Genomic DNA, 17,733 nt, shown 5'->3' on the forward strand with positions numbered 1-17,733 from the left:
TCAGATTCGCCATTACGAATAAAACGAAACGTACGATCGTCGCGTTCATCATGGGCAATTGATTTTTATTTATTCAGATATCGTGAAGAAATAAAAAAGCCCTCGAAAATCGAGGGCTTACCTAAACCAGTTCAAACCGGTTTGCTAGGAAAATCTTAGCAAACTACCACTAACTCACCGGAAGCCTTCACTTCTCCCGAATCGTCAGCGGCTTCGACCGCTACTACTAGCAGTTTTTCGCCGTTCTCCTCTTTCTTACGTTTGATCTTTCCGGTGCAGGTCAATTTTTGTCCCGGCTTGGTCATCGCCTTAAACGTGACTCCGAATTCCTTGATCTGCTTTTGGTCCGCCCAATTCGTACAGAGTCTTCCGATCTGAGCCATAACGAACATTCCGTGCGCGATCGTTCCGTCCAATCCCGTCTTACGGGCAAAATCAGGATCGTTATGGATCGGATTGAAATCCCCGCTAGCTCCGGCATACCGAACCAGATTCGCGTGGGTAACCGCTTCCGTCTTGAGAGGCGGGAGTTCCTGCCCTACTTCCAATTTATCAAATTCTATTTTACTCATGGATGTCCTCCGATCACTGTCCCGGCTTTCTGATAAAGATGGCCATCTCCACTTCCAGAACGACTTCGCTCTTGGCGTTGCGAATCGTCGTTTTGAAGGTCATCGTATCCATCTTTCCCACGGTCACATTAACGCATTCCCCTTGGGAAGAAACTCTTCCGGGATATAACGTTTTCAAATAAGTATATTTTTCCTTTAAGTGAAGAATACGTGAAATGTCGACTCCCATGTTCTCCATATCCTGCCAGATCTTGGGATAGCCCCAGAACTGGATCACGGTAGGAAACGTAGGTGGGGCGGGAATGTCCTCGTAACCGGCCTTCTTGGCCGCTTCCACATCGAAATATATTGGGTCCGTCTCGCCGATCGCCTGGCAAAATTCGCGGATTTTTCCGCGCTCTACGTCGAATTCGTAGCGGTCCAGTTTCGTACCGATCAGGTCTTTTGATATGCCTTTTTCTGCCATAATCCTTTCCTAATTTGGATCCTGCCTCCTATCTTAAGGGAGGTCTTACTGCCACCCTCATTTTTTACCTTCGAGTTTACCGGTCTATTGCTTTTTACGGAGCAAACGCGGCAGAAACAGAACGTTCGTTTCGCCGAATACCGTTCATTTACCCGGTTTCGGGTTGTAAACGGAAGGAAACTAAAAATCCTGTACCTATATTCCGCTGATGGTTCGACATAAAATCTATCTTGTTTTAGGACTTTTCCTCTGCCTAACCGATTGTAAACGGTTGTTTTTTCGTACGCAGGGCCAAGAAGATCCTTCTTTGCTCGTCTGGGACGGAGTGCGCGCACTGTCCGAACCCGAGAGCAAATGCGCGGGAAATCCGGAAAAAGAAATCGGCAGGATCCCTTACCATTATAAGAAAAATCCGGGACGATATTCCGATATTCCCGTTTCGGAAAGATGGAGAAATCTCCAATTTACGATTCTGCTAGATAAGGAAAATCTATTAAACGACTCCAGAGACAGTCTCTTTCTCTTTCAAGGGGGCGATTGCAGAATCTCTTCGAACTTCTTAAAAAAGGAAGAAAAGCTGAAATCTCCCGAAAATATCGTCCTTTCCTTCTCCACGACCTTGTTATCCGCGAACGGAGAAAGAGCCCACTCGTCCGGGCAACTGGAGATCCTTCTCGGTTCCGAATCCGTCTTTTCAAAATACCTGGAAGGAAATGGGAATTCTTGGGAAGACCATCAGGTGACCTTGGAACTTCCGACCGCCAAGCTGTTGTTCGAGAATCCCAAGCCTCAGTGGACATTCAGATGGCTTCCGAAAGAGGCGAACTCGTTTCTCTTCCTGGGAGAACCGATGCTATTTTCCAAAGTCGCGGACTCCGCCGCTTGGGGATCTCAGGAGAATTTGATCTTGATCGTAGTGGACTCTCTGCGGCCCGATCGTCTCGGTTTCGGAGGTTCTCCCGCTCCTACCAGTCCGGTTCTGGACCGACTCGCCTCCGAATCCGTAATTTTCGAAAATGCATTCGCCAACGGAAACTGGACCAAACCGTCCATGCTTTCCTTCTTTACTTCGCAAATCGCCTCGGAACTCGGAATGGGAAACGCATGGTTCTATTCCACGAATCTGCACAGGAAGATATTCTATTCCAAAAGGCCGAAAACCCTGCCCAATCATCTTAGGGAAGCTGGTTTCGTAACCGCAAGCCTGATGAATAACGTTTTTCTGTTGGATTACACCGGAGTCGGAGTCGATTTGGGATTCCACCGATTGTTTCAGCCCGGAAAGGACAAAGCGGATACCGAATTGATATTGGAGGAATCCAAGAAATTCCTGAAAGAAAACAAGGACAGGCGTTTTTTCCTACATATTAATATTAACACTCCCCATTATCCGTATCTACCGGAGCGTAAATATCTCGAAGCGTTGGAAAAGGCGACGCCAAAGGAAGTATGGGCGAAGTACGACCCTTATGTGAAGAAATACATGGCGGAAATTCTTTACACGGATCGCGTAATCGGAGAAATCCTAGAGGAAGCAAAGCGCACCGGAGTATACGATAGGACTTGGATCGCCGTGGTCGCCGATCACGGAGAGCTCCAGGAAGTGGAACATTATTATCATCACCATTTCGTGGCGGAAAATCTTCACGCTCACGGAGAGAGCCATTATGAAGAAGAGATCAAGGTTCCGTGGATTCTCCATCCGCCGAAACGATTCGAATCTTCGGTACGTAAACGGAAATTCGAAGGACAGGTTTCCCTACTTTCCCTTTTTCCTACGTTAGTCGGAGCCATGGGATTTCCCTGTATTCCGAACGAATGCAAAGGCAACGACTATTCCCTTGCGATGTTCGGAAAAACGGGTCCGACGCACGAGGAAAACGTATATACGGAGGGAAGGTTTTCGGAATCGATCCGGACCGGATCCTTTAAGCTGATCCGAAGATATCCCGGCTACGATAGTGTTCGCAGAACCAGAGAGGGAGAACCGCACAAAATGCCCGAAGAACTTTACGATTTAGTAAAGGATCCTCATGAAACTAGAAATTTAGCCGTAGAAAACGATCCGCTGCTCGAAAAGGCCAGAAAAACGCTGTCCGAGAACGCTTTGAAAAAGAATTCCTTTATCCTAAAATTACCCGCTCCGGAACGGGATTGTGTCCGAAAAGCGGAACTATATGTGGAAGGCGGGATTTACAGATTCGATACGGATACTCCGTCCACTGTTCTGTCGTTGGGGCAGAAAAACATTTCGATCCGATTGGACCAAGCTGCGGGCAAGCAGGCGACGCTGAAGGTCGAGACGGTGGAACCGACGTTTCGTTTTAGACTTTCCTTATGGAAAGACGGCGTCATAGAGAATTACAAATCCGGGAAATGGGGATTTACTGAAAAAGCGGCGAATCAAGTCTATCTTTTTGCGCCGGATATCGTAGCTTCCTCCCATGTTCCTTATGAATTCACGGACTCCAAAGTTCCTTATCTATACAACGACGCCGGCCTTTCGGGAAATTCTGACTCCGTAGAGCAGGCAGCGTTAGGAAAAGAAGTCCGTAAAGTATTGGAAAGCTGGGGTTATATACACGAGTAAAAGCGACCTCCGTTAATCCAGCACGATCGTGATATCCACGCGGCGATTTTTGGATCTGGATTCCTCCGAGGCATTATCCGCTATCGGCTTCGTTTTACCGTACCCTTTATACGACATTCTCGATTCCGAGATCGCATGACGATCGCGAAGTTCCTGTAAAACGGATAAAGCCCGATCTTGGGAAAGTTTTAAGTTATAATCGGCGCTGCCTCGATCATCCGTATGGCCGCCGATCCGAATCTCTTTGTCGGGATATTTCTTCAGAATCTCCGCAATTTTAGCCAGGACTTCCCGGGAAGACTCCTTCAAATCCGAACGATTCGTATCGAACAAAAGATTATCTATGGAAAGAGTAACTCCTTCCTCCGATTTTCTAACCTCGACCGGGGCTCGGCTGCCGCCGGTAGGTTCCGGCGAACCTTCTTCCCATTCCGGCCAATCCAAACCGTTCCTCTTCGATTCCTTTTTTCCAGTCGGCCGGGAATGCGGATCCGCAGGTCTTCCTAAGTATTTCTTTATCTCTTCCTCGATACGATCCTTATCCGGATCGGTTAGACTTCTCTGTTTGTTGTAGATCCCGTGGATATCGAAGGCCATTTCCGAGGCGATACCGTTCGGATACAGAAACGTGTAAACCAACTGCACGTGTTTATATTGCGGGACGCCGGCTTGCGCGTCGAAAAACACTTTCCCTTTCGCAAAACCGTAGACCTTATAGGGAGTTCCCGCAGAAACGACCTCGCTGTCATGCATAAGAGAATAATTATATTCTATCAATTCCGCCTTCCCCCGCTTTCCCGCATACTCCCAATCTCGAATTCCTCGAAAGGAGTATTTCGCTTCCACAGGAATTTCGATCCTAGATCTCGGAAATTGGAAACTCTCGGATGCGGGCATCGTCCATTGCCCTCCTTCCGAAACTTCGGATTCCGAAAAACCGGGAAGGGATCTGAGGTTGGGCATGGTATATTCGGGAGGCACGCGATATTCCCCTAAATTGGTCAAAAAGAAACGGCTCCGATAGGTCTTATCTTTATAAAAGGCGGGATCGATCTCGGGAAACTTCGTATACGTATCAAAGACGCCGGTCAGTTCGCAACCCTGGAGATTACAATTTTCCGCCCTTAAAAGGATACGGTTTTTATCCTCTCGATTCAGGACTCTAGCGCCTTGTCTCGCTCTCACCTTGTGGTATTCGTTCAGTTCCAGATCATCGCCTGCCTTCAGTTTCCATCTAAATAAGGTCCTGTCTTGGGAAAACAATACCTGGGGAGAAAATAGACAGAACAATACGAATATCCGGAGCGGCGCCATATCTCTAGTGTCGATGTTTTCCGGAATAAACTTAGAGTGAATTCCCTTAAAAAAAAAGGGAGGGGGCGCTTTTACTTGATACGAATCGGAATCCGCTTTTAGATCGGACGTTTTTTCTAAACTAAAGCCGGAGTAGATTCGAATCGAAATCGGTTGACAACGACCTCCGATCTGTTTTTTCCTAAATCCGTGCATTCTTTCCTACAGGAAATCGCGTTCTTCGGATTTTTATTCTGTCTGTTGATCGGAACCGGAGCGGTGCTTCGACCGGAACGCACAGTTACTTTTAGGATTCTTGCCCTTCTATGTGTCAGCGTATCCGCGGAAATTCTTTCCGTTTATTTCCTATTAAAGGATATTTATTTCGAACCTTTGTTCATAAATCATTTCTACATTCCCTTCGCTTGGCTTTTAGGTCCCGGAATGTACAGCCTATTCTCCATTACCGCGACGGAAGGAAGGTTTTCCCGTTTCGAATTGGTCTTTTATCTACCGGCAGTCGGCTTCTTTCTCGGTTTTCCTCTGATTTCCTTTTTTTCCCCGAGCCTTTTCGCGTCCAAACCGATCGAATATTTCACGACGGGTAGAACTAGTTGGTTGGACATCCTACTATTATTGGCCTACGTGGGAAACTTGTACTATTATTTAAGAGTCGTATGGGAAACAAGATCCGTCTTTCACTTTCGAAATCTGAAGGAAAGCACCGGGGCGAGACTATTGCTGTACATCATTTTCGGAAGCGGAAGTATTACGTTTCTGATCGTGCTCGCCTATCTTTTACGAGATATCCATCTTTTGCTTTTGTCCATGGTCGGAACCATAGCTTACGCCGCGATCGGATACCTGGCTCAAATATGGTTTCCGCAGATCTTTCATGAAATCGGTCCGTCCGTCCGCGAAGCTTACCGGAACTCGCGGTTGGAAAGCGTGGACCTAAACGAGTTGAAGCAGAAATTAGAAACGTTGATGCAAAAGGAAAAGCTCTATTTAGAGGAGGATCTTTCTCTCCAGATTCTCTCCAGTAAATTGGATATCAAACCATATCAATTGTCAGAATATCTGAACCAGCATCGAAAAACGAATTTCTCCCGCTTCGTAAACACTTTCCGTGTCGAAGAGGCGATGCAGCTTTTAAAGAAAGAACGGGATGCGAATATACTTTCTGTCGCATATCGCTCCGGTTTTAACTCCAAAGCGACCTTTAATTTGGCCTTCAAATCCGTGACCGGCCTTTCTCCCAGAGAATACCTTCGTAGTCTTAAAAATTCCTGATATCAAACGTCTTAAATCCGTAATCAAGACCTTTAATTCGTCTCAATTCAGGATCCGAGACGAATCTCAAAACCCTCATCTATATACTCCTTTTGTATTAAGCGAACGAAACGGCCCATGCCAAAAGCTTAAGGAGAAATTAAAAAAATGAGAATTGGATATCGAACGTTAGTTATGCTCTGCATAACTCTATTCCTTCTTTTTTCCGGAGTTCTTTCCTCCTGTAAGAACGAATCCGGAAATTCCTCGGGGCAAAATGCAGCCCTCTTAGCATCTCTGGTTCCCGGAAGTTCCCAAGCTTCCCTGGGCCAAGTGAATACGACCCAGGCTTCCGCATACAGCACAAGCGATGCCTCAAGCCAAATCAATGCGGCCTTTGCCCAGGAAAACGACGGGTCCTTTACTTTTGATGACTCCATCCAGGTAACCGCTTCCGACGGAGTCGTGTTGACCGCGAATATTTTCAAACCGGCTAACCTTCCCTCCGGTGCCAAAGTTCCGGCTGTCGTATTCGTGAATAGTTGGGCGATCAACAAATACGAATATCTCGTGCCGGCCGCGAAACTGGCAAAGAAAGGATACGTGGTTTTGACCTATAACACTCGAGGATTCGGAACTTCCGGCGGACTCATCAATACTGCAGGTCCTTTGGATCGCTCCGATTTGAGTTCCATCCTGGATTGGTTGTTGGCAAACGCTCCCGTCGATTCCGCGAATATCGGAATGGGAGGAATCTCTTACGGAGCGGGAATTTCCTTACTGGGCGTCAGCGTAGAACCTAGAATCAAAACCGCAGTCGCAATGAGCGGATGGGGAGATTTGAAACGTTCCTTGTACGGAAACGACACTCCGCGTTTAGTGTGGGGGCTCATTCTGATCGCTTCCGGCTATTTTACAGGACACATGGATCCGGTCATCGCACAGAATTTTCAAAACCTACTCGCGCATACGAATATTCCGGCAGTATCTTCCTGGGCCCAAGACAGGTCCCCGGACAATTTCGTGAACCAAATCAACGCAGCGGGAAAACCGGTTTACATGTCCAATAACTTCGAAGACTTCCTCTTCAATCCGAACGAGATTCTGGACTATTACTCCCAGCTCACCGTTCCCAAAAAGTTGGATATGAACGAAGGAATCCATGCCAGCGCCGAGATCGGAGGAATTTTAGGATTATCTAATTATGTTTGGACGAACGCGTATGATTGGTTCGACTATTGGTTAAAGGGAATCGACAACGGAATCATGAGCAAGCCCCCCGTAACCTTTCAAAAAAGGTTCAACGGCGATCGTGTCAGTTTTTCCTCTTGGCCTTCCCCCACAGTAAGCCAAAAGACGTTTTATCTCAAACCAAGAACCTTTTTTACGGACGGACAGATTTCCACCACCCAAAATACTTCGAATTCGAATACCGTGATTTTATCCGGAGCGGATACGATTGCGACTACCGGCGTCCCTTTGATTTCGGACATTCTGGCCGCGCATCTGGACGTTCCGGTAACCGCTCCCGTAGAATTGGTAAGTAGAATCAACGGAATCGTATACGAGTCGGATCCTCTTCCTAGCGCTTTGAATATCAGAGGAAAGCTCTTTTGGAACGGTAGAATTTCTTCATCGTTGGGAAAAGCGAACGTGAACGTGTATTTCTACGATTTGGATAGCTCCGGAATCGGAACCTTGATCACTCACGGAACCGCTACGATTTTCGACGCCGCTTCGGGGGAAGTCCGGAGCCTCTCCGTGGATTTAAATGCGGTAGCTTACGATCTGCCGGCCGGACATAGGATAGCCATCGCCATGGATACTTATGACCCCTTGTATGCGGTGCCGACCGTGCTGATTTACGCATTAAGCGTTCTGCACGGCTCCAATCCGCAATCCACCTTGGTCATCCAAGCGGAATAAAATCTCACCTTTCGGGTCCCATTGCCGGGACCCGATTTTTACCGTTTAGAAGAAGCCCGAAAGGATTCTAAAATCGCCCGAAAAATCGGCTCATCCTTATTGTCCTTCTCCACAGCCGTTTGCGTGGTAAAGAAAAGCGACAAACCGGGAGATTGCGAAAAATAAAAACGATTCAGATAACTGAACGTTTCCCCCCTGGCTTGCACGGTATATTTTTCCCGAACGCCCGAGGTGATTCCTTTGGGCAAATTGTCGTTTAACGCGACCAGACCTTCCTCTTGCACCTCTGTTCCGGAGTTATTTTTAACGAAGAACTCCTTTTTTCTCCCGCGCATGCTATCCACGGTCGAAAGAAAGAACGCTTCGTCCGTCTCGCTATACAGGACAATGACTTGAAACATGGCTTCTCCGTTCATCATGTCCAAATTGATCAGACGAGTTCTGGTTTTTCCTTCCTGAAACGTCTCGTCGGAACTCACCTGCCAACCCTTAGGATACGAGAACTGAACGCCTTCTTTGTCGTACGATTCGGAGAGAACCGGAACGGCTTCCTTCCTGCAAAGCACGAACGCGAGAAAGATCACCAGTAAGAGGGGCGTTTTTCTCATGCATTCTCTCTCTCTTTTCTCCATTCTAGATAGTCGGGCAATTCGATAAGCTCGATATATCCTTCCTCGTCGGGATCGGGAGGTAGCGTGACCATCTCGAAATGCTGCACTTCCCGGGCAAAGACTTCCTCGCCCAATATTGTCTCCAATAGGATCGTAATTGCCGTCCTCAATCCGGCATGCTGCGCGTACGATTCGTAATCCGGAAGTCCCACTCGCAAACCGAAAGCCTCGGGTTGGTCGGACTTTTCGAGAGGTAAAAACCAGATATCCTCCGAATCCAGCTCGATTCCTTCGTAGGAAACGGTAAAACCCTGTGCTTGGGAATGGTCCGCGGAAAAAATTTCCCATCCCGGAATTTCCGGAGCCAGATCCACGAATCTCTCTGCCTGTCCGTAAAGTCCCTCTCCACCGGCGGTGATGATCGTCAATTCCTGAGGGCCTTCTTCTCCCCCGGATATTTCGAAATAAAATTCCTCGTTTACTTCCTGAAGACGATCCATGAGCTCGTCGAACCTTTTGTCCCGTTCTTCGTCTTCGATCCGATCTAATCGGGCATAGTCGGGATGTTTCCCCGCGAACCATTCCCAAAATTTCTTCGCAACTCCGTCCATATTTCGCCTCCTGGAATCTTTCCGATCAGGAATGTGACCGGCCTAGGTTATAAAACGATCCGACGGTAGGAAATACTCTCCGGAAAGGAAATCATTATTTTGAAGTCTCTTTTTCGATCCAATCCAAATAGTCGGGATTTCCTTCCTCGATTTTCCAGCTCACCACACATGGAACAGTATATCCGTGCATTTCTTTCACTCTTGCGATCAATCTTTCGACGGTGTCCGCCCTAGTTTTTAAAAGCAGGCCGGATTCTTCGTCCTTTTCGATCCGACCCTGCCATCGATAAATGGATTTGATTTTCGGAAGAATGTTCGCGCAAGCCGCTAAGCGCTCCGTGACGAGAGCCTCTCCGATCCGGAGAGACTCCTCTTCGTTCTTGGTCGTGATATAGATCGTTCGCAATTCCATACTCTAATTCGCATCCTAGCTCGGGGTCTAAAAACTCATTTTCGGATTCGGAATCCGGTTCGGAGAAAATATTCGCTTAAAAATATGGACAATCCGCGCCTGAGTTTCTATCACATTCCAATGGCCAAATCCCCGAATCTTTGGATCAAAAAACGGTTCGACGCTCTATCTCTGAATTCCGCATTCTTCGGTTTCTTTGCACATTCCGGCTTTGTCTTAGGATTGAAGGAGATCGGATTCCGTCCGGCCAAAATCACCGGGTCCAGCTCCGGGGCATTGATCGGTTCCTTGATCGCGGCGGGACTGCCGCCCGAGGAAATTACGAGATTCATTCTTACGTTGAAAAAAAAGGATTTTTGGGAAGGGAACGCGATTTCTCAGATCCTGAAACCTCTTCGGAAAGGATTCCGAAAGTACTCCGGAATTTTGAGCGGGGCCAGAATCCGTACCCTGCTCAGACCCTATCTGGGAGAAAAGAATCTGAAAGACTTCCCCATTCCTATGGGTGTGGCGGTCTCTAATCTAACCAAAGGGGTACGAGAGTTGCGAACGGAAGGGAATGCGATCGATATCATCCTCGCCTCCATGACCTTCCCCTTGCTATTCGAAATTCCGATCATAGAAGGGGACGAGTTTTTAGACGGAGGGGTCGTGGATGCGGAACCGATCAAAGAACTTATTTTAGACCCTAGTATTAAACGAATTATCACTCACGAGATCGATAACGGAAAACCGAAATCCAAACAACCTTTACTCCGGGCATTCGACGCTTCTGTGGACGTGATCAGCAGCGAGACTCGAGAGTTAAAAGATCTTTTGGCGAAAAAATACGGAAAACAGATCGTACGCATCGCAACCCAAACGCCCTACCTACACCCCAATCGGATGAAAAACGGAAGATTGGCCTTGGAATTGGGAAGAAGATCCGCGCATTCCCATCGAAGCAGAATTCTAAACGCAGCTTCCTAAGTCGATTTTCGAATATTTCCGACATTCAATTTTCCCCATCCCGCCAGAACGAAAAAGCACTTCGGGATGGCAACACCGGAATAACAGTTCCAAGATTTTATCCTCGATCGCATTCGGGAAAAAGTAGCTGACAGGTTCCAAAACGGCAGCATTTATACGAATCAGGACCCTTTTAGCTTAGGGTCCGATCGTCGCTTCACACTTAGTCCGGTGCTAACGGTATTTTCGTTACGCCGGCATTTTTTTGCCCAAACAATTGAACGAACCCTTTTTTTCTTTAAATTCGTCCCAATTTCAAATTCCGGAAAAAATAAAAAGGGCCGCCCTTTCGGGCAGCCCAGTTGTCGCTCCACACTCGAATCAAGTGCGAAGGGTTAATCCGTTCACCGGATTACTTCTTGTGCTCTTTCTTTTCAGCGTGCTCTTTGTGCTCAGCTTTGTGGTGCTCTTTTTTGTGGTCTTCTTTTTTCGGAGCTTCTTTTTTTTCTTCCGCGCTGAGAGCAAAAGCTGCAACAAGAGAGAGTGCCGTAACGGCGAGTAGAAGTTTTTTCATTGTGATCTTCCTTTTTTAATTGGTCGTCCCGGAACGTGCCAAAACGACCTGGGGATAAGATACTTTCTTTTTAAATCCGTCCGCAACAATCAAAATTCATTATCCTATATAAAAAATTACTAAATTGGACGCCCCTTTTTTTGTTCCAAAAAAAACAAAAAAAATGGAAAAAAAATCTTTCCCACGGAACGGAATCCCCCCTTACCTGGTCTCAACCGACAATTTTTTTTGTCCCCTAAATCCTAAGATTTCAGCTCGGCCTTCTCGTCAAAAATAGAATTAAAAATGCCTGAAACCCGGCAGTTGACTTACGAATCGTAAAATTTCTCGGCCGAATCTCCCGAACGTACGTTCTTGACTTCGAAACCTTCCACATAGAACCTGTATCTTAGGGTTCCTTAGGGAAATTCCACCATCCCCCGCACTTTTAACGGGTGAAACCCGATCGCATTCTGCGTTTGTTTCTGCCGAAGAACGCGACACGATATCGGAGTTCGCTCGGGATCAGGTGGAAAAAACCATCCGTCCGTTCCCGGAGGTCCCGACATCCCATATAAGGTATCTATAGAATGGATTTTGCACTGTCGGACGATCAAAAAGCGCTCCGGGATTTAGCCAGAGATTTTTCCAGAAACGAAATTCGCCCCAAGGCCGAGCATCATGATAAGACCGGGGAATATCCCCTTCAAATTCTGAAAAAGGCCTGGGAAATCGGCCTAATGAATATTCATATTCCGGAGCAATTCAACGGAGCCGGTATGCACGAATTGGACGATGTGATCATCGGAGAGGAACTTTTTTGGGGATGTTCCGCAATGGCCACTGCGATTTTGGCGAACAACCTGGCCCTCGCTCCGGTTTTGATCGGCGCCAGCGAAGAAGTCCTGAAAAAATGGGTCCAGCCAATGACGGAACAATTCCAGCTTTGTGCATACGCCGTCACGGAACCTGGAGCCGGATCCGACGTGGCCGGCATCAGAACGACCGCAAGAAAGGTCGGAGACGAGTACATCATCAACGGTTCCAAAATGTGGATTACCAACGCGGGTTATGCGGATTGGTTTTTCGTTCTCACAAAAACGGATCCGGCAGCCGGCCACAAGGGGATCACTGGTTTTATCGTAAGCTCCAAAACTCCGGGCGTCATCATAGGAAAGAAAGAGCTGAATATGGGTCAGAAATGTTCGGACACCCGCGGAATCACTTTCGAAGAGGTGAAAGTTCATAAAAGCCAGATGATCGGTAAGGAAGGTGACGGATTTAAAATCGCCATGGGCGCCTTCGACCATACCCGTCCTGGAGTCGCAATCGGAGCGGTCGGTGTCGCTCGTGCCGCGATGGAACACGCGCTCGAATACGCCAAGACACGTTCCGCATTCGGAAAACCGATCATGGAAAACCAAGCGATCTCGTTTATGATCGCCGAAATGGCCCGAGACATCGAGGCGGGTCGCCTTCTTTGCTACCAAGCAGCTTGGTTGATCGACCAAGGATTCAGAAACACGTACCAGGCCTCGATCGCGAAAGTTTTTTGTGCGGACGCCTGTATGAGAATCACCACCGACGCGGTCCAGGTTTTGGGCGGATACGGATTCAATTCGGAATATCCCGTCGAAAAATTGATGCGGGACGCGAAGATCTTCCAGATTTACGAGGGGACTTCGCAGATCCAACGACTGATTATTTCCCGCTACCTTTCCGAAGGGAAAGGAATCGAAGGACCGAACCTCTGAAGGAATTTTCCCTTACATACGAGGAGTTCCTGGAACGATCCCGCTCCGGGAATCTCATTCCGATCTTCAAACAGGTGTTTTTGGATTTGGAAACTCCTGTCTCCCTTTTTGCCAAATGGGGAGGAACGGAGGCCAAGCATTCCTTTTTGTTGGAATCCGTGGAAGGAGGAGAAAACGTAGGTAGGAACTCCTTCCTGGGAAAGGATCCTTACCGTTTGTTGTACGGTAAAAACGGATTGTTCTACATCTCCAAGCGGAACGAACCGGAAACGGAAATCATCACGTACGATCCTTTGTTCCTTTTGGAATATTCCATGGGAGAGGACGTCTATGTTCCGGATCCTAGACTTCCTTCCTTTCAAGGCGGAGCAGTGGGCTTTTTAGCCTATCCATGCGTTCGTTATTACGAGACGATTCCGGACGAGAAACCGGAGGATGAGCCTGCACCCGACGCCTACTTCGCTCTATACGACGAAGTTCTGGTCGTGGATCACGTGGATAGATTACTGCGGATCGTCGTGAACGCTAGGCTGTCCGAATTCGAAGATCCGAAAACTTGCTATGAAACGACTTTAGAAAGAATCGACGCGATCGAAAGGAATCTTAGAGAGGGAGAAGTTCCCGACTGGGTAAGATATCCGGTGGAAACGAAGGAGCCTCTAGAATACCTTCCGAATATTCCGGACGAAGAATACAAAAAAGCGGTCCAAAAAGCCAAAGAATACATCTACGCGGGAGATATATTCCAAGTCGTTCCGTCCAGAAAGCTGGAGTTCCATCCGGGCGTTCCTCCGTTTCAAGTCTATCGCGGATTGAGAACCGTAAATCCCAGTCCTTATATGTACTTCCTAAAGCTGGACGACATTTCCATCGTAGGCTCTTCTCCCGAGATCATGGTCAAATGCCAAAACCGCAAGACGTATCTCAGACCGATAGCGGGCACCCGACCGAGAGGTGCGACTCCCGAATCGGATAAAGCGTTGGAAGACAATCTTCTTTCCGACCCCAAGGAAATTGCCGAGCATATCATGTTGGTGGATTTGGGACGCAACGATCTAGGCAGAGTTTGCGAACCAGGAAGTGTCAAGGTGGAAGAATTTAAGATCGTGGAACGATACTCCCATGTGATGCATATCGTAAGCCAATGCTTCGGCGAATTGGATTCCGAAAAATCCGTGTACGATCTGCTCCGAGCGACTCTTCCCGCCGGAACGGTTTCCGGCGCTCCGAAAATTCGGGCCATGGAAATCATAGACGAGTTGGAAAAGACTCGAAGAGGAATCTATTCGGGAGCCCTTGGCTATATTTCTTACGCGGGCGATACTGACATGGCAATCGTTATCCGAACGATTTCCTTTTACGGAAAAAGAGCTTTCGTACAGGCCGGAGGCGGCGTGGTCTATGATTCCTCACCGGAGGGCGAACTGGAGGAAACGAAAAATAAAATGGCCGCTCTTTTGCGTGCGGTGGACTTCGCCCGTAACGGCCTTAAAGGAGAATGGAATAGATGATCCTTCTCATCGACAACTACGACTCCTTTACCTATAATCTTTACCAATACTTCTGCCAGATCGGAAACAAGGTGGAGGTCTTTCGAAACGACAAAATAGATCTGAAGCGTATCGTAGAATTACGTCCGCAAGGAATCGTTTTAAGTCCTGGTCCGGGACGTCCCGAAGATTCCGGAGTTTGCCTGGACGTAATACGGGAACTTTCCGGCCGACTTCCTATTTTAGGAGTTTGCCTCGGCCACCAAGCGATCGGACTAGTTTATGGAGCGAAGATCGTAAACGCTCCTAGCATCATGCACGGCAAAGTCAGCCTCATAGAACATGACGGAATGGACATATACAAAGGAATTCCGTCTCCCTTTTTAGCCACACGTTATCACTCCTTGGTGATCCAACCCGAAAGTCTTCCGCAGGACCTGGAGATCGCGTCCAAAACCCAGGATGGAGTCATCATGGGCGTAAGGCACAAAAACAAGACGAATCTTTTCGGAGTACAATTTCATCCGGAATCGATTATGACTCAGAACGGTTTGGATTTGGTCCGAAACTTTTCCAGGATCGTTTCCGAAAGCTGATGCGATGAAGATATTCTTCCGTTTAATGGCCTATTCGGTCCGGTACAAGTACCGATTCGCGTTAGGTATTCTGTTCGCGCTGACCACCGCAGTTTTAAACGCAGTTTCTCTCACCGCAGTCATCCCCCTCTTCGATACTATGGGGGCCGATCCCAATACCAGATTCCAATTCGAACTTACCAAGCCCGAGCAGGACATCCTGCTGAAGGAGAGGTACCAAGGTTACGACAGCTTGGACGCCGTAGAAAGGGTCAAAAAGATCCTGGTGGGCGCGAAACAGTGGTCGAACGGTAGGACGAAATATATGGAGCCCAAAGAGGTGGTATGGGCGGTTTGCCTTCTTATCCTGCCCATCTACGGCCTCAAATTGATCACGTATCTCGCGTCCGTTTTCTGCTTAGCTACCGCCGGGTACAAAGCCGTAAGGGATATAAGGCAGGAACTCTTCGAAAAAAACCAAATGCTTCCCTTAACGTTCTTCTTTAAGGAAAAAACGGGATTGTTGATGAGCCGGATCATCAACGACGTCGAAGTGGTTGCGGCGGTGATTTCGTCCAACTTTCGAGACGCGACGATTAATTTTTTCTACGTCATCACCCACTTGATCGTCTTATTGTATCTGAATACCGAGTTGCTTCTGATCGCCTGTGCTGCCGTTCCGATCATCATTTTGCCGGTGACACTATTCACTAAAAAGATCACACGTTCTACGGAAAGACTGCAGGAAAAGATGGCGGACTTGAACGCAAATCTTCAGGAAATGATTTCCGGCATTAAAGTGATCCGAATCTTCAACACGGAGCGCTTCGAAAAAGAGAAGTTCGGAAAGATTAACCAGAACGTTTATCGCAGGAATTTTAAAGGACAGTATTATCTCCAAGTCGCCCCGAGTCTCGTGGAGTTGACGTCTTCGCTCGTAGTGCTCGGTTTCTTCGCTTTAGGAGCGAAATTCATTTTTGCCGGGTCCGGAACTTCCCGATTCTCCACGGGGGATTTCATGGCCTTTCTACTGACTTTATTGTTTCTCTTAAGGCCTTTAACTCAACTTTCCCAAATGGTGGGCAAAGTATCCCAGGCGATTTCCGCCGGGAGACGCATCTTCGAAATCGTGGATCTGGAAACGGAGGATCACAGCGAAATCGCTAAGGTGGAATCCTTCGAACTTTCCGAATCCATTCAATTCAAAAACGTTAACTTCGCTTATCCTGGGACCAGTACCGAAGTATTGAAAGACATCAATTTGAACGTAAAAGCTGGCGAAACGATAGCGATCGTCGGAGCCAGCGGTTGCGGCAAATCCACTTTGATGGACCTAATTCCCAGATTCTTCGATCCGAGTTCGGGATCCATCGAATTCGACGGGGTCAATATCAAGGACCTTTCCCTTTCCGGTCTTCGGAAAAAGATCGGGATCGTAACTCAGGATATCTTTTTATTTCACGGAACGGTTTCGGAAAACATCTCCTACGGAAAACCCGGCGCGACTCGAAAAGACGTAATTCGCGCCGCGAGGTTGGCACACGCCCACGATTTCATCAAAAAAATGGACCGAGGTTACGACAGCTTTCTCGGAGTGAGAGGTCTGAATCTTTCGGGAGGGCAGCGCCAGAGGTTAGTGATAGCAAGGGCCCTACTCCGTGATCCCGAAATCATGATCTTGGACGAGGCCACGTCCGCATTGGATCTGGAATCGGAACGGCTCGTAAGCGACGCACTCAGACGATTATTCGCGAATCGAACCACTTTCGTCATCGCGCATCGTCTTTCCACGATCAAGGATATTCCCAGAATCATCGTGATGGACAACGGACGCATTATAGAAGAAGGAAATCATCTTTCTTTAATGGAACAAAACGGAATCTACCGTAAGCTGACCGATAACCAATATGCAGGAGCCGAAATCCTACCGTGAAACCTTTAGTTCTCGTAGTCGACGACAATGATCGTTACGCAAATAACCTGAAGGCCTATTTGGAAAATCTCGGCTGCCGAGTCTTACGTGCGACGGATGCGGAACAAGGGTGGAACCTTTTCTTACAGAACCGGTCCGAATTAGCGGGAGTGATCACGGATATCACGATGGAAACCCAGACCTCGGGATTATGGATGATCCGCAAAATCCACAAAATCGGATTTTCGGGAATAAAAGTCATCGCCACAACCGGGTTCGACGTTTTCGGAGTCATGGCTATCAGTAAATTTCTTCTGCCTACGTTTGCAGGGATCAGCTTCATGGTTCCGAAAATTCCGCTAAAAAACGGCAACGTGCTCATGCTACCCACGGGTATCGCTTCGGAACCCTTTGAAAAAGCGATATTCCTTCATTCTTAAGGAATAATTTTATTCCCCTCTTCCTTTAATTATATATTTATAATAAACTAATAAATCCATCCGAATCTCGATCCTCACAGATCCAAGCTTACGACACTTCGTCCCAAAAAGATTACAGTCTGTTTATTTTTGCGATATAACTTAGCGAACACCGGTTAACTAACATAAGTTAGCTAACTTACGTTCACTAGCTTAAATTCTATGCATTCGATTCATAAAATAAGAAATTCTTTAAATTGTAGCGATTGCTAAATCGATCGAACATAGTTCAAATACATAGTATCCAATTTTTAATCTAACGAATCCGT

At 47.5% G+C, this 17,733-nt stretch carries 16 protein-coding genes; 9 read left to right on the forward strand and 7 right to left on the reverse strand.

Annotated features, from left to right (window positions below; all coding sequences use genetic code 11):
* Positions 1–155 precede the first annotated feature (155 nt).
* Positions 156–572, reverse strand: a complete 417-nt coding sequence (locus EHO61_RS03165; protein ID WP_135812174.1) for a MaoC family dehydratase — start codon at positions 570–572, stop codon at positions 156–158.
* 13 nt (positions 573–585) lie between these two features.
* Positions 586–1,038, reverse strand: coding sequence for an FAS1-like dehydratase domain-containing protein (locus EHO61_RS03170; protein ID WP_135812175.1), 453 nt, complete (start codon positions 1,036–1,038; stop codon positions 586–588).
* A gap of 271 nt (positions 1,039–1,309) precedes the next feature.
* Between EHO61_RS03170 and EHO61_RS03175 the strand changes: the two genes are divergently transcribed.
* Positions 1,310–3,628, forward strand: coding sequence for a sulfatase (locus tag EHO61_RS03175; RefSeq protein WP_246031986.1), 2,319 nt, complete (start codon positions 1,310–1,312; stop codon positions 3,626–3,628).
* Positions 3,629–3,640: 12 nt separating this feature from the next.
* Here EHO61_RS03175 and EHO61_RS03180 read toward each other — a convergent pair whose 3' ends face one another.
* Positions 3,641–4,942 carry an OmpA family protein gene (locus EHO61_RS03180; protein WP_135812177.1) on the reverse strand — a complete coding sequence of 434 codons (1,302 nt, stop codon included), beginning with the start codon at positions 4,940–4,942 and terminating at the stop codon, positions 3,641–3,643.
* Between the two features lie 153 nt (positions 4,943–5,095).
* Here EHO61_RS03180 and EHO61_RS03185 point away from each other — a divergent pair, with 153 nt between their 5' ends.
* Positions 5,096–6,214, forward strand: a complete 1,119-nt coding sequence (locus EHO61_RS03185; RefSeq protein WP_342776037.1) for a helix-turn-helix domain-containing protein — start codon at positions 5,096–5,098, stop codon at positions 6,212–6,214.
* Between the two features lie 147 nt (positions 6,215–6,361).
* Positions 6,362–8,119 carry a CocE/NonD family hydrolase gene (locus tag EHO61_RS03190; RefSeq protein ID WP_135812178.1) on the forward strand — a complete coding sequence of 586 codons (1,758 nt, stop codon included), beginning with the start codon at positions 6,362–6,364 and terminating at the stop codon, positions 8,117–8,119.
* 38 nt (positions 8,120–8,157) lie between these two features.
* On the opposite strand, the gene EHO61_RS03195 is transcribed toward EHO61_RS03190, so the two are convergent.
* The 3 genes from EHO61_RS03195 to cutA form a co-directional block, all read right to left on the reverse strand.
* Positions 8,158–8,727, reverse strand: a complete 570-nt coding sequence (locus EHO61_RS03195; RefSeq protein ID WP_135812179.1) for a hypothetical protein — start codon at positions 8,725–8,727, stop codon at positions 8,158–8,160.
* A complete protein-coding gene (locus tag EHO61_RS03200; protein ID WP_135812180.1) occupies positions 8,724–9,341 on the reverse strand; it encodes a hypothetical protein in 618 nt (205 codons plus the stop codon). Before EHO61_RS03200 ends, EHO61_RS03195 begins: the two co-directional genes overlap by 4 nt.
* Before the next feature lie 94 nt (positions 9,342–9,435).
* On the reverse strand, positions 9,436–9,753 hold the full coding sequence (gene cutA / locus EHO61_RS03205) for a divalent-cation tolerance protein CutA (protein WP_135812181.1): 318 nt from the start codon (positions 9,751–9,753) through the stop codon (positions 9,436–9,438).
* Between the two features lie 120 nt (positions 9,754–9,873).
* Between cutA and EHO61_RS03210 the strand changes: the two genes are divergently transcribed.
* Entirely contained in the window at positions 9,874–10,722 is an 849-nt protein-coding gene (locus EHO61_RS03210; RefSeq protein ID WP_246031987.1) for a patatin-like phospholipase family protein, read from the forward strand.
* A gap of 391 nt (positions 10,723–11,113) precedes the next feature.
* Here EHO61_RS03210 and EHO61_RS17175 read toward each other — a convergent pair whose 3' ends face one another.
* Positions 11,114–11,275: a hypothetical protein gene (locus EHO61_RS17175; RefSeq protein WP_167880165.1), complete on the reverse strand. Its 162-nt coding sequence runs from the start codon at positions 11,273–11,275 to the stop codon at positions 11,114–11,116.
* Positions 11,276–11,844: 569 nt separating this feature from the next.
* On the opposite strand from EHO61_RS17175, the gene EHO61_RS03215 reads away from it, so the two are divergent.
* The 5 genes from EHO61_RS03215 (at position 11,845) to EHO61_RS03235 (ending at position 17,425) form a co-directional block, all read left to right on the forward strand.
* Positions 11,845–13,008, forward strand: a complete 1,164-nt coding sequence (locus tag EHO61_RS03215; protein WP_135812182.1) for an acyl-CoA dehydrogenase family protein — start codon at positions 11,845–11,847, stop codon at positions 13,006–13,008.
* An 86-nt stretch (positions 13,009–13,094) separates the two neighbouring features.
* Positions 13,095–14,519, forward strand: coding sequence for an anthranilate synthase component I (trpE, locus tag EHO61_RS03220; RefSeq protein ID WP_167884802.1), 1,425 nt, complete (start codon positions 13,095–13,097; stop codon positions 14,517–14,519).
* The gene (locus tag EHO61_RS03225; RefSeq protein ID WP_135812184.1) at positions 14,516–15,094 is read left to right on the forward strand and encodes an anthranilate synthase component II; all 579 of its coding nucleotides are present in this window, start codon (positions 14,516–14,518) and stop codon (positions 15,092–15,094) included. The genes trpE and EHO61_RS03225 overlap by 4 nt, the downstream gene beginning before the upstream one ends.
* A 4-nt stretch (positions 15,095–15,098) precedes the next feature.
* Positions 15,099–17,006: an ABC transporter ATP-binding protein gene (locus EHO61_RS03230; RefSeq protein WP_167884793.1), complete on the forward strand. Its 1,908-nt coding sequence runs from the start codon at positions 15,099–15,101 to the stop codon at positions 17,004–17,006.
* Positions 17,003–17,425, forward strand: a complete 423-nt coding sequence (locus tag EHO61_RS03235; RefSeq protein WP_135812185.1) for a response regulator — start codon at positions 17,003–17,005, stop codon at positions 17,423–17,425. Before EHO61_RS03230 ends, EHO61_RS03235 begins: the two co-directional genes overlap by 4 nt.
* The last annotated feature ends 308 nt before the right edge of the window (positions 17,426–17,733 follow it).

This window comes from Leptospira fluminis, assembly GCF_004771275.1.
In the GTDB taxonomy this organism is placed as follows: domain Bacteria; phylum Spirochaetota; class Leptospiria; order Leptospirales; family Leptospiraceae; genus Leptospira_B; species Leptospira_B fluminis.

Coding starts and splice junctions, on each gene's coding strand:
- EHO61_RS03215 (WP_135812182.1), top strand. CDS start 11,845: ATGGATTTTGCACTGTCGGACGATCAAAAAGCGCTCCGGGATTTAGCC.
- EHO61_RS03170 (WP_135812175.1), bottom strand. CDS start 1,038: ATGGCAGAAAAAGGCATATCAAAAGACCTGATCGGTACGAAACTGGAC.
- EHO61_RS03195 (WP_135812179.1), bottom strand. CDS start 8,727: ATGAGAAAAACGCCCCTCTTACTGGTGATCTTTCTCGCGTTCGTGCTT.
- EHO61_RS17175 (WP_167880165.1), bottom strand. CDS start 11,275: ATGAAAAAACTTCTACTCGCCGTTACGGCACTCTCTCTTGTTGCAGCT.
- EHO61_RS03165 (WP_135812174.1), bottom strand. CDS start 572: ATGAGTAAAATAGAATTTGATAAATTGGAAGTAGGGCAGGAACTCCCG.
- EHO61_RS03230 (WP_167884793.1), top strand. CDS start 15,099: ATGAAGATATTCTTCCGTTTAATGGCCTATTCGGTCCGGTACAAGTAC.
- EHO61_RS03180 (WP_135812177.1), bottom strand. CDS start 4,942: ATGGCGCCGCTCCGGATATTCGTATTGTTCTGTCTATTTTCTCCCCAG.
- EHO61_RS03200 (WP_135812180.1), bottom strand. CDS start 9,341: ATGGACGGAGTTGCGAAGAAATTTTGGGAATGGTTCGCGGGGAAACAT.
- cutA (WP_135812181.1), bottom strand. CDS start 9,753: ATGGAATTGCGAACGATCTATATCACGACCAAGAACGAAGAGGAGTCT.
- EHO61_RS03190 (WP_135812178.1), top strand. CDS start 6,362: ATGAGAATTGGATATCGAACGTTAGTTATGCTCTGCATAACTCTATTC.
- EHO61_RS03225 (WP_135812184.1), top strand. CDS start 14,516: ATGATCCTTCTCATCGACAACTACGACTCCTTTACCTATAATCTTTAC.
- EHO61_RS03210 (WP_246031987.1), top strand. CDS start 9,874: ATGGCCAAATCCCCGAATCTTTGGATCAAAAAACGGTTCGACGCTCTA.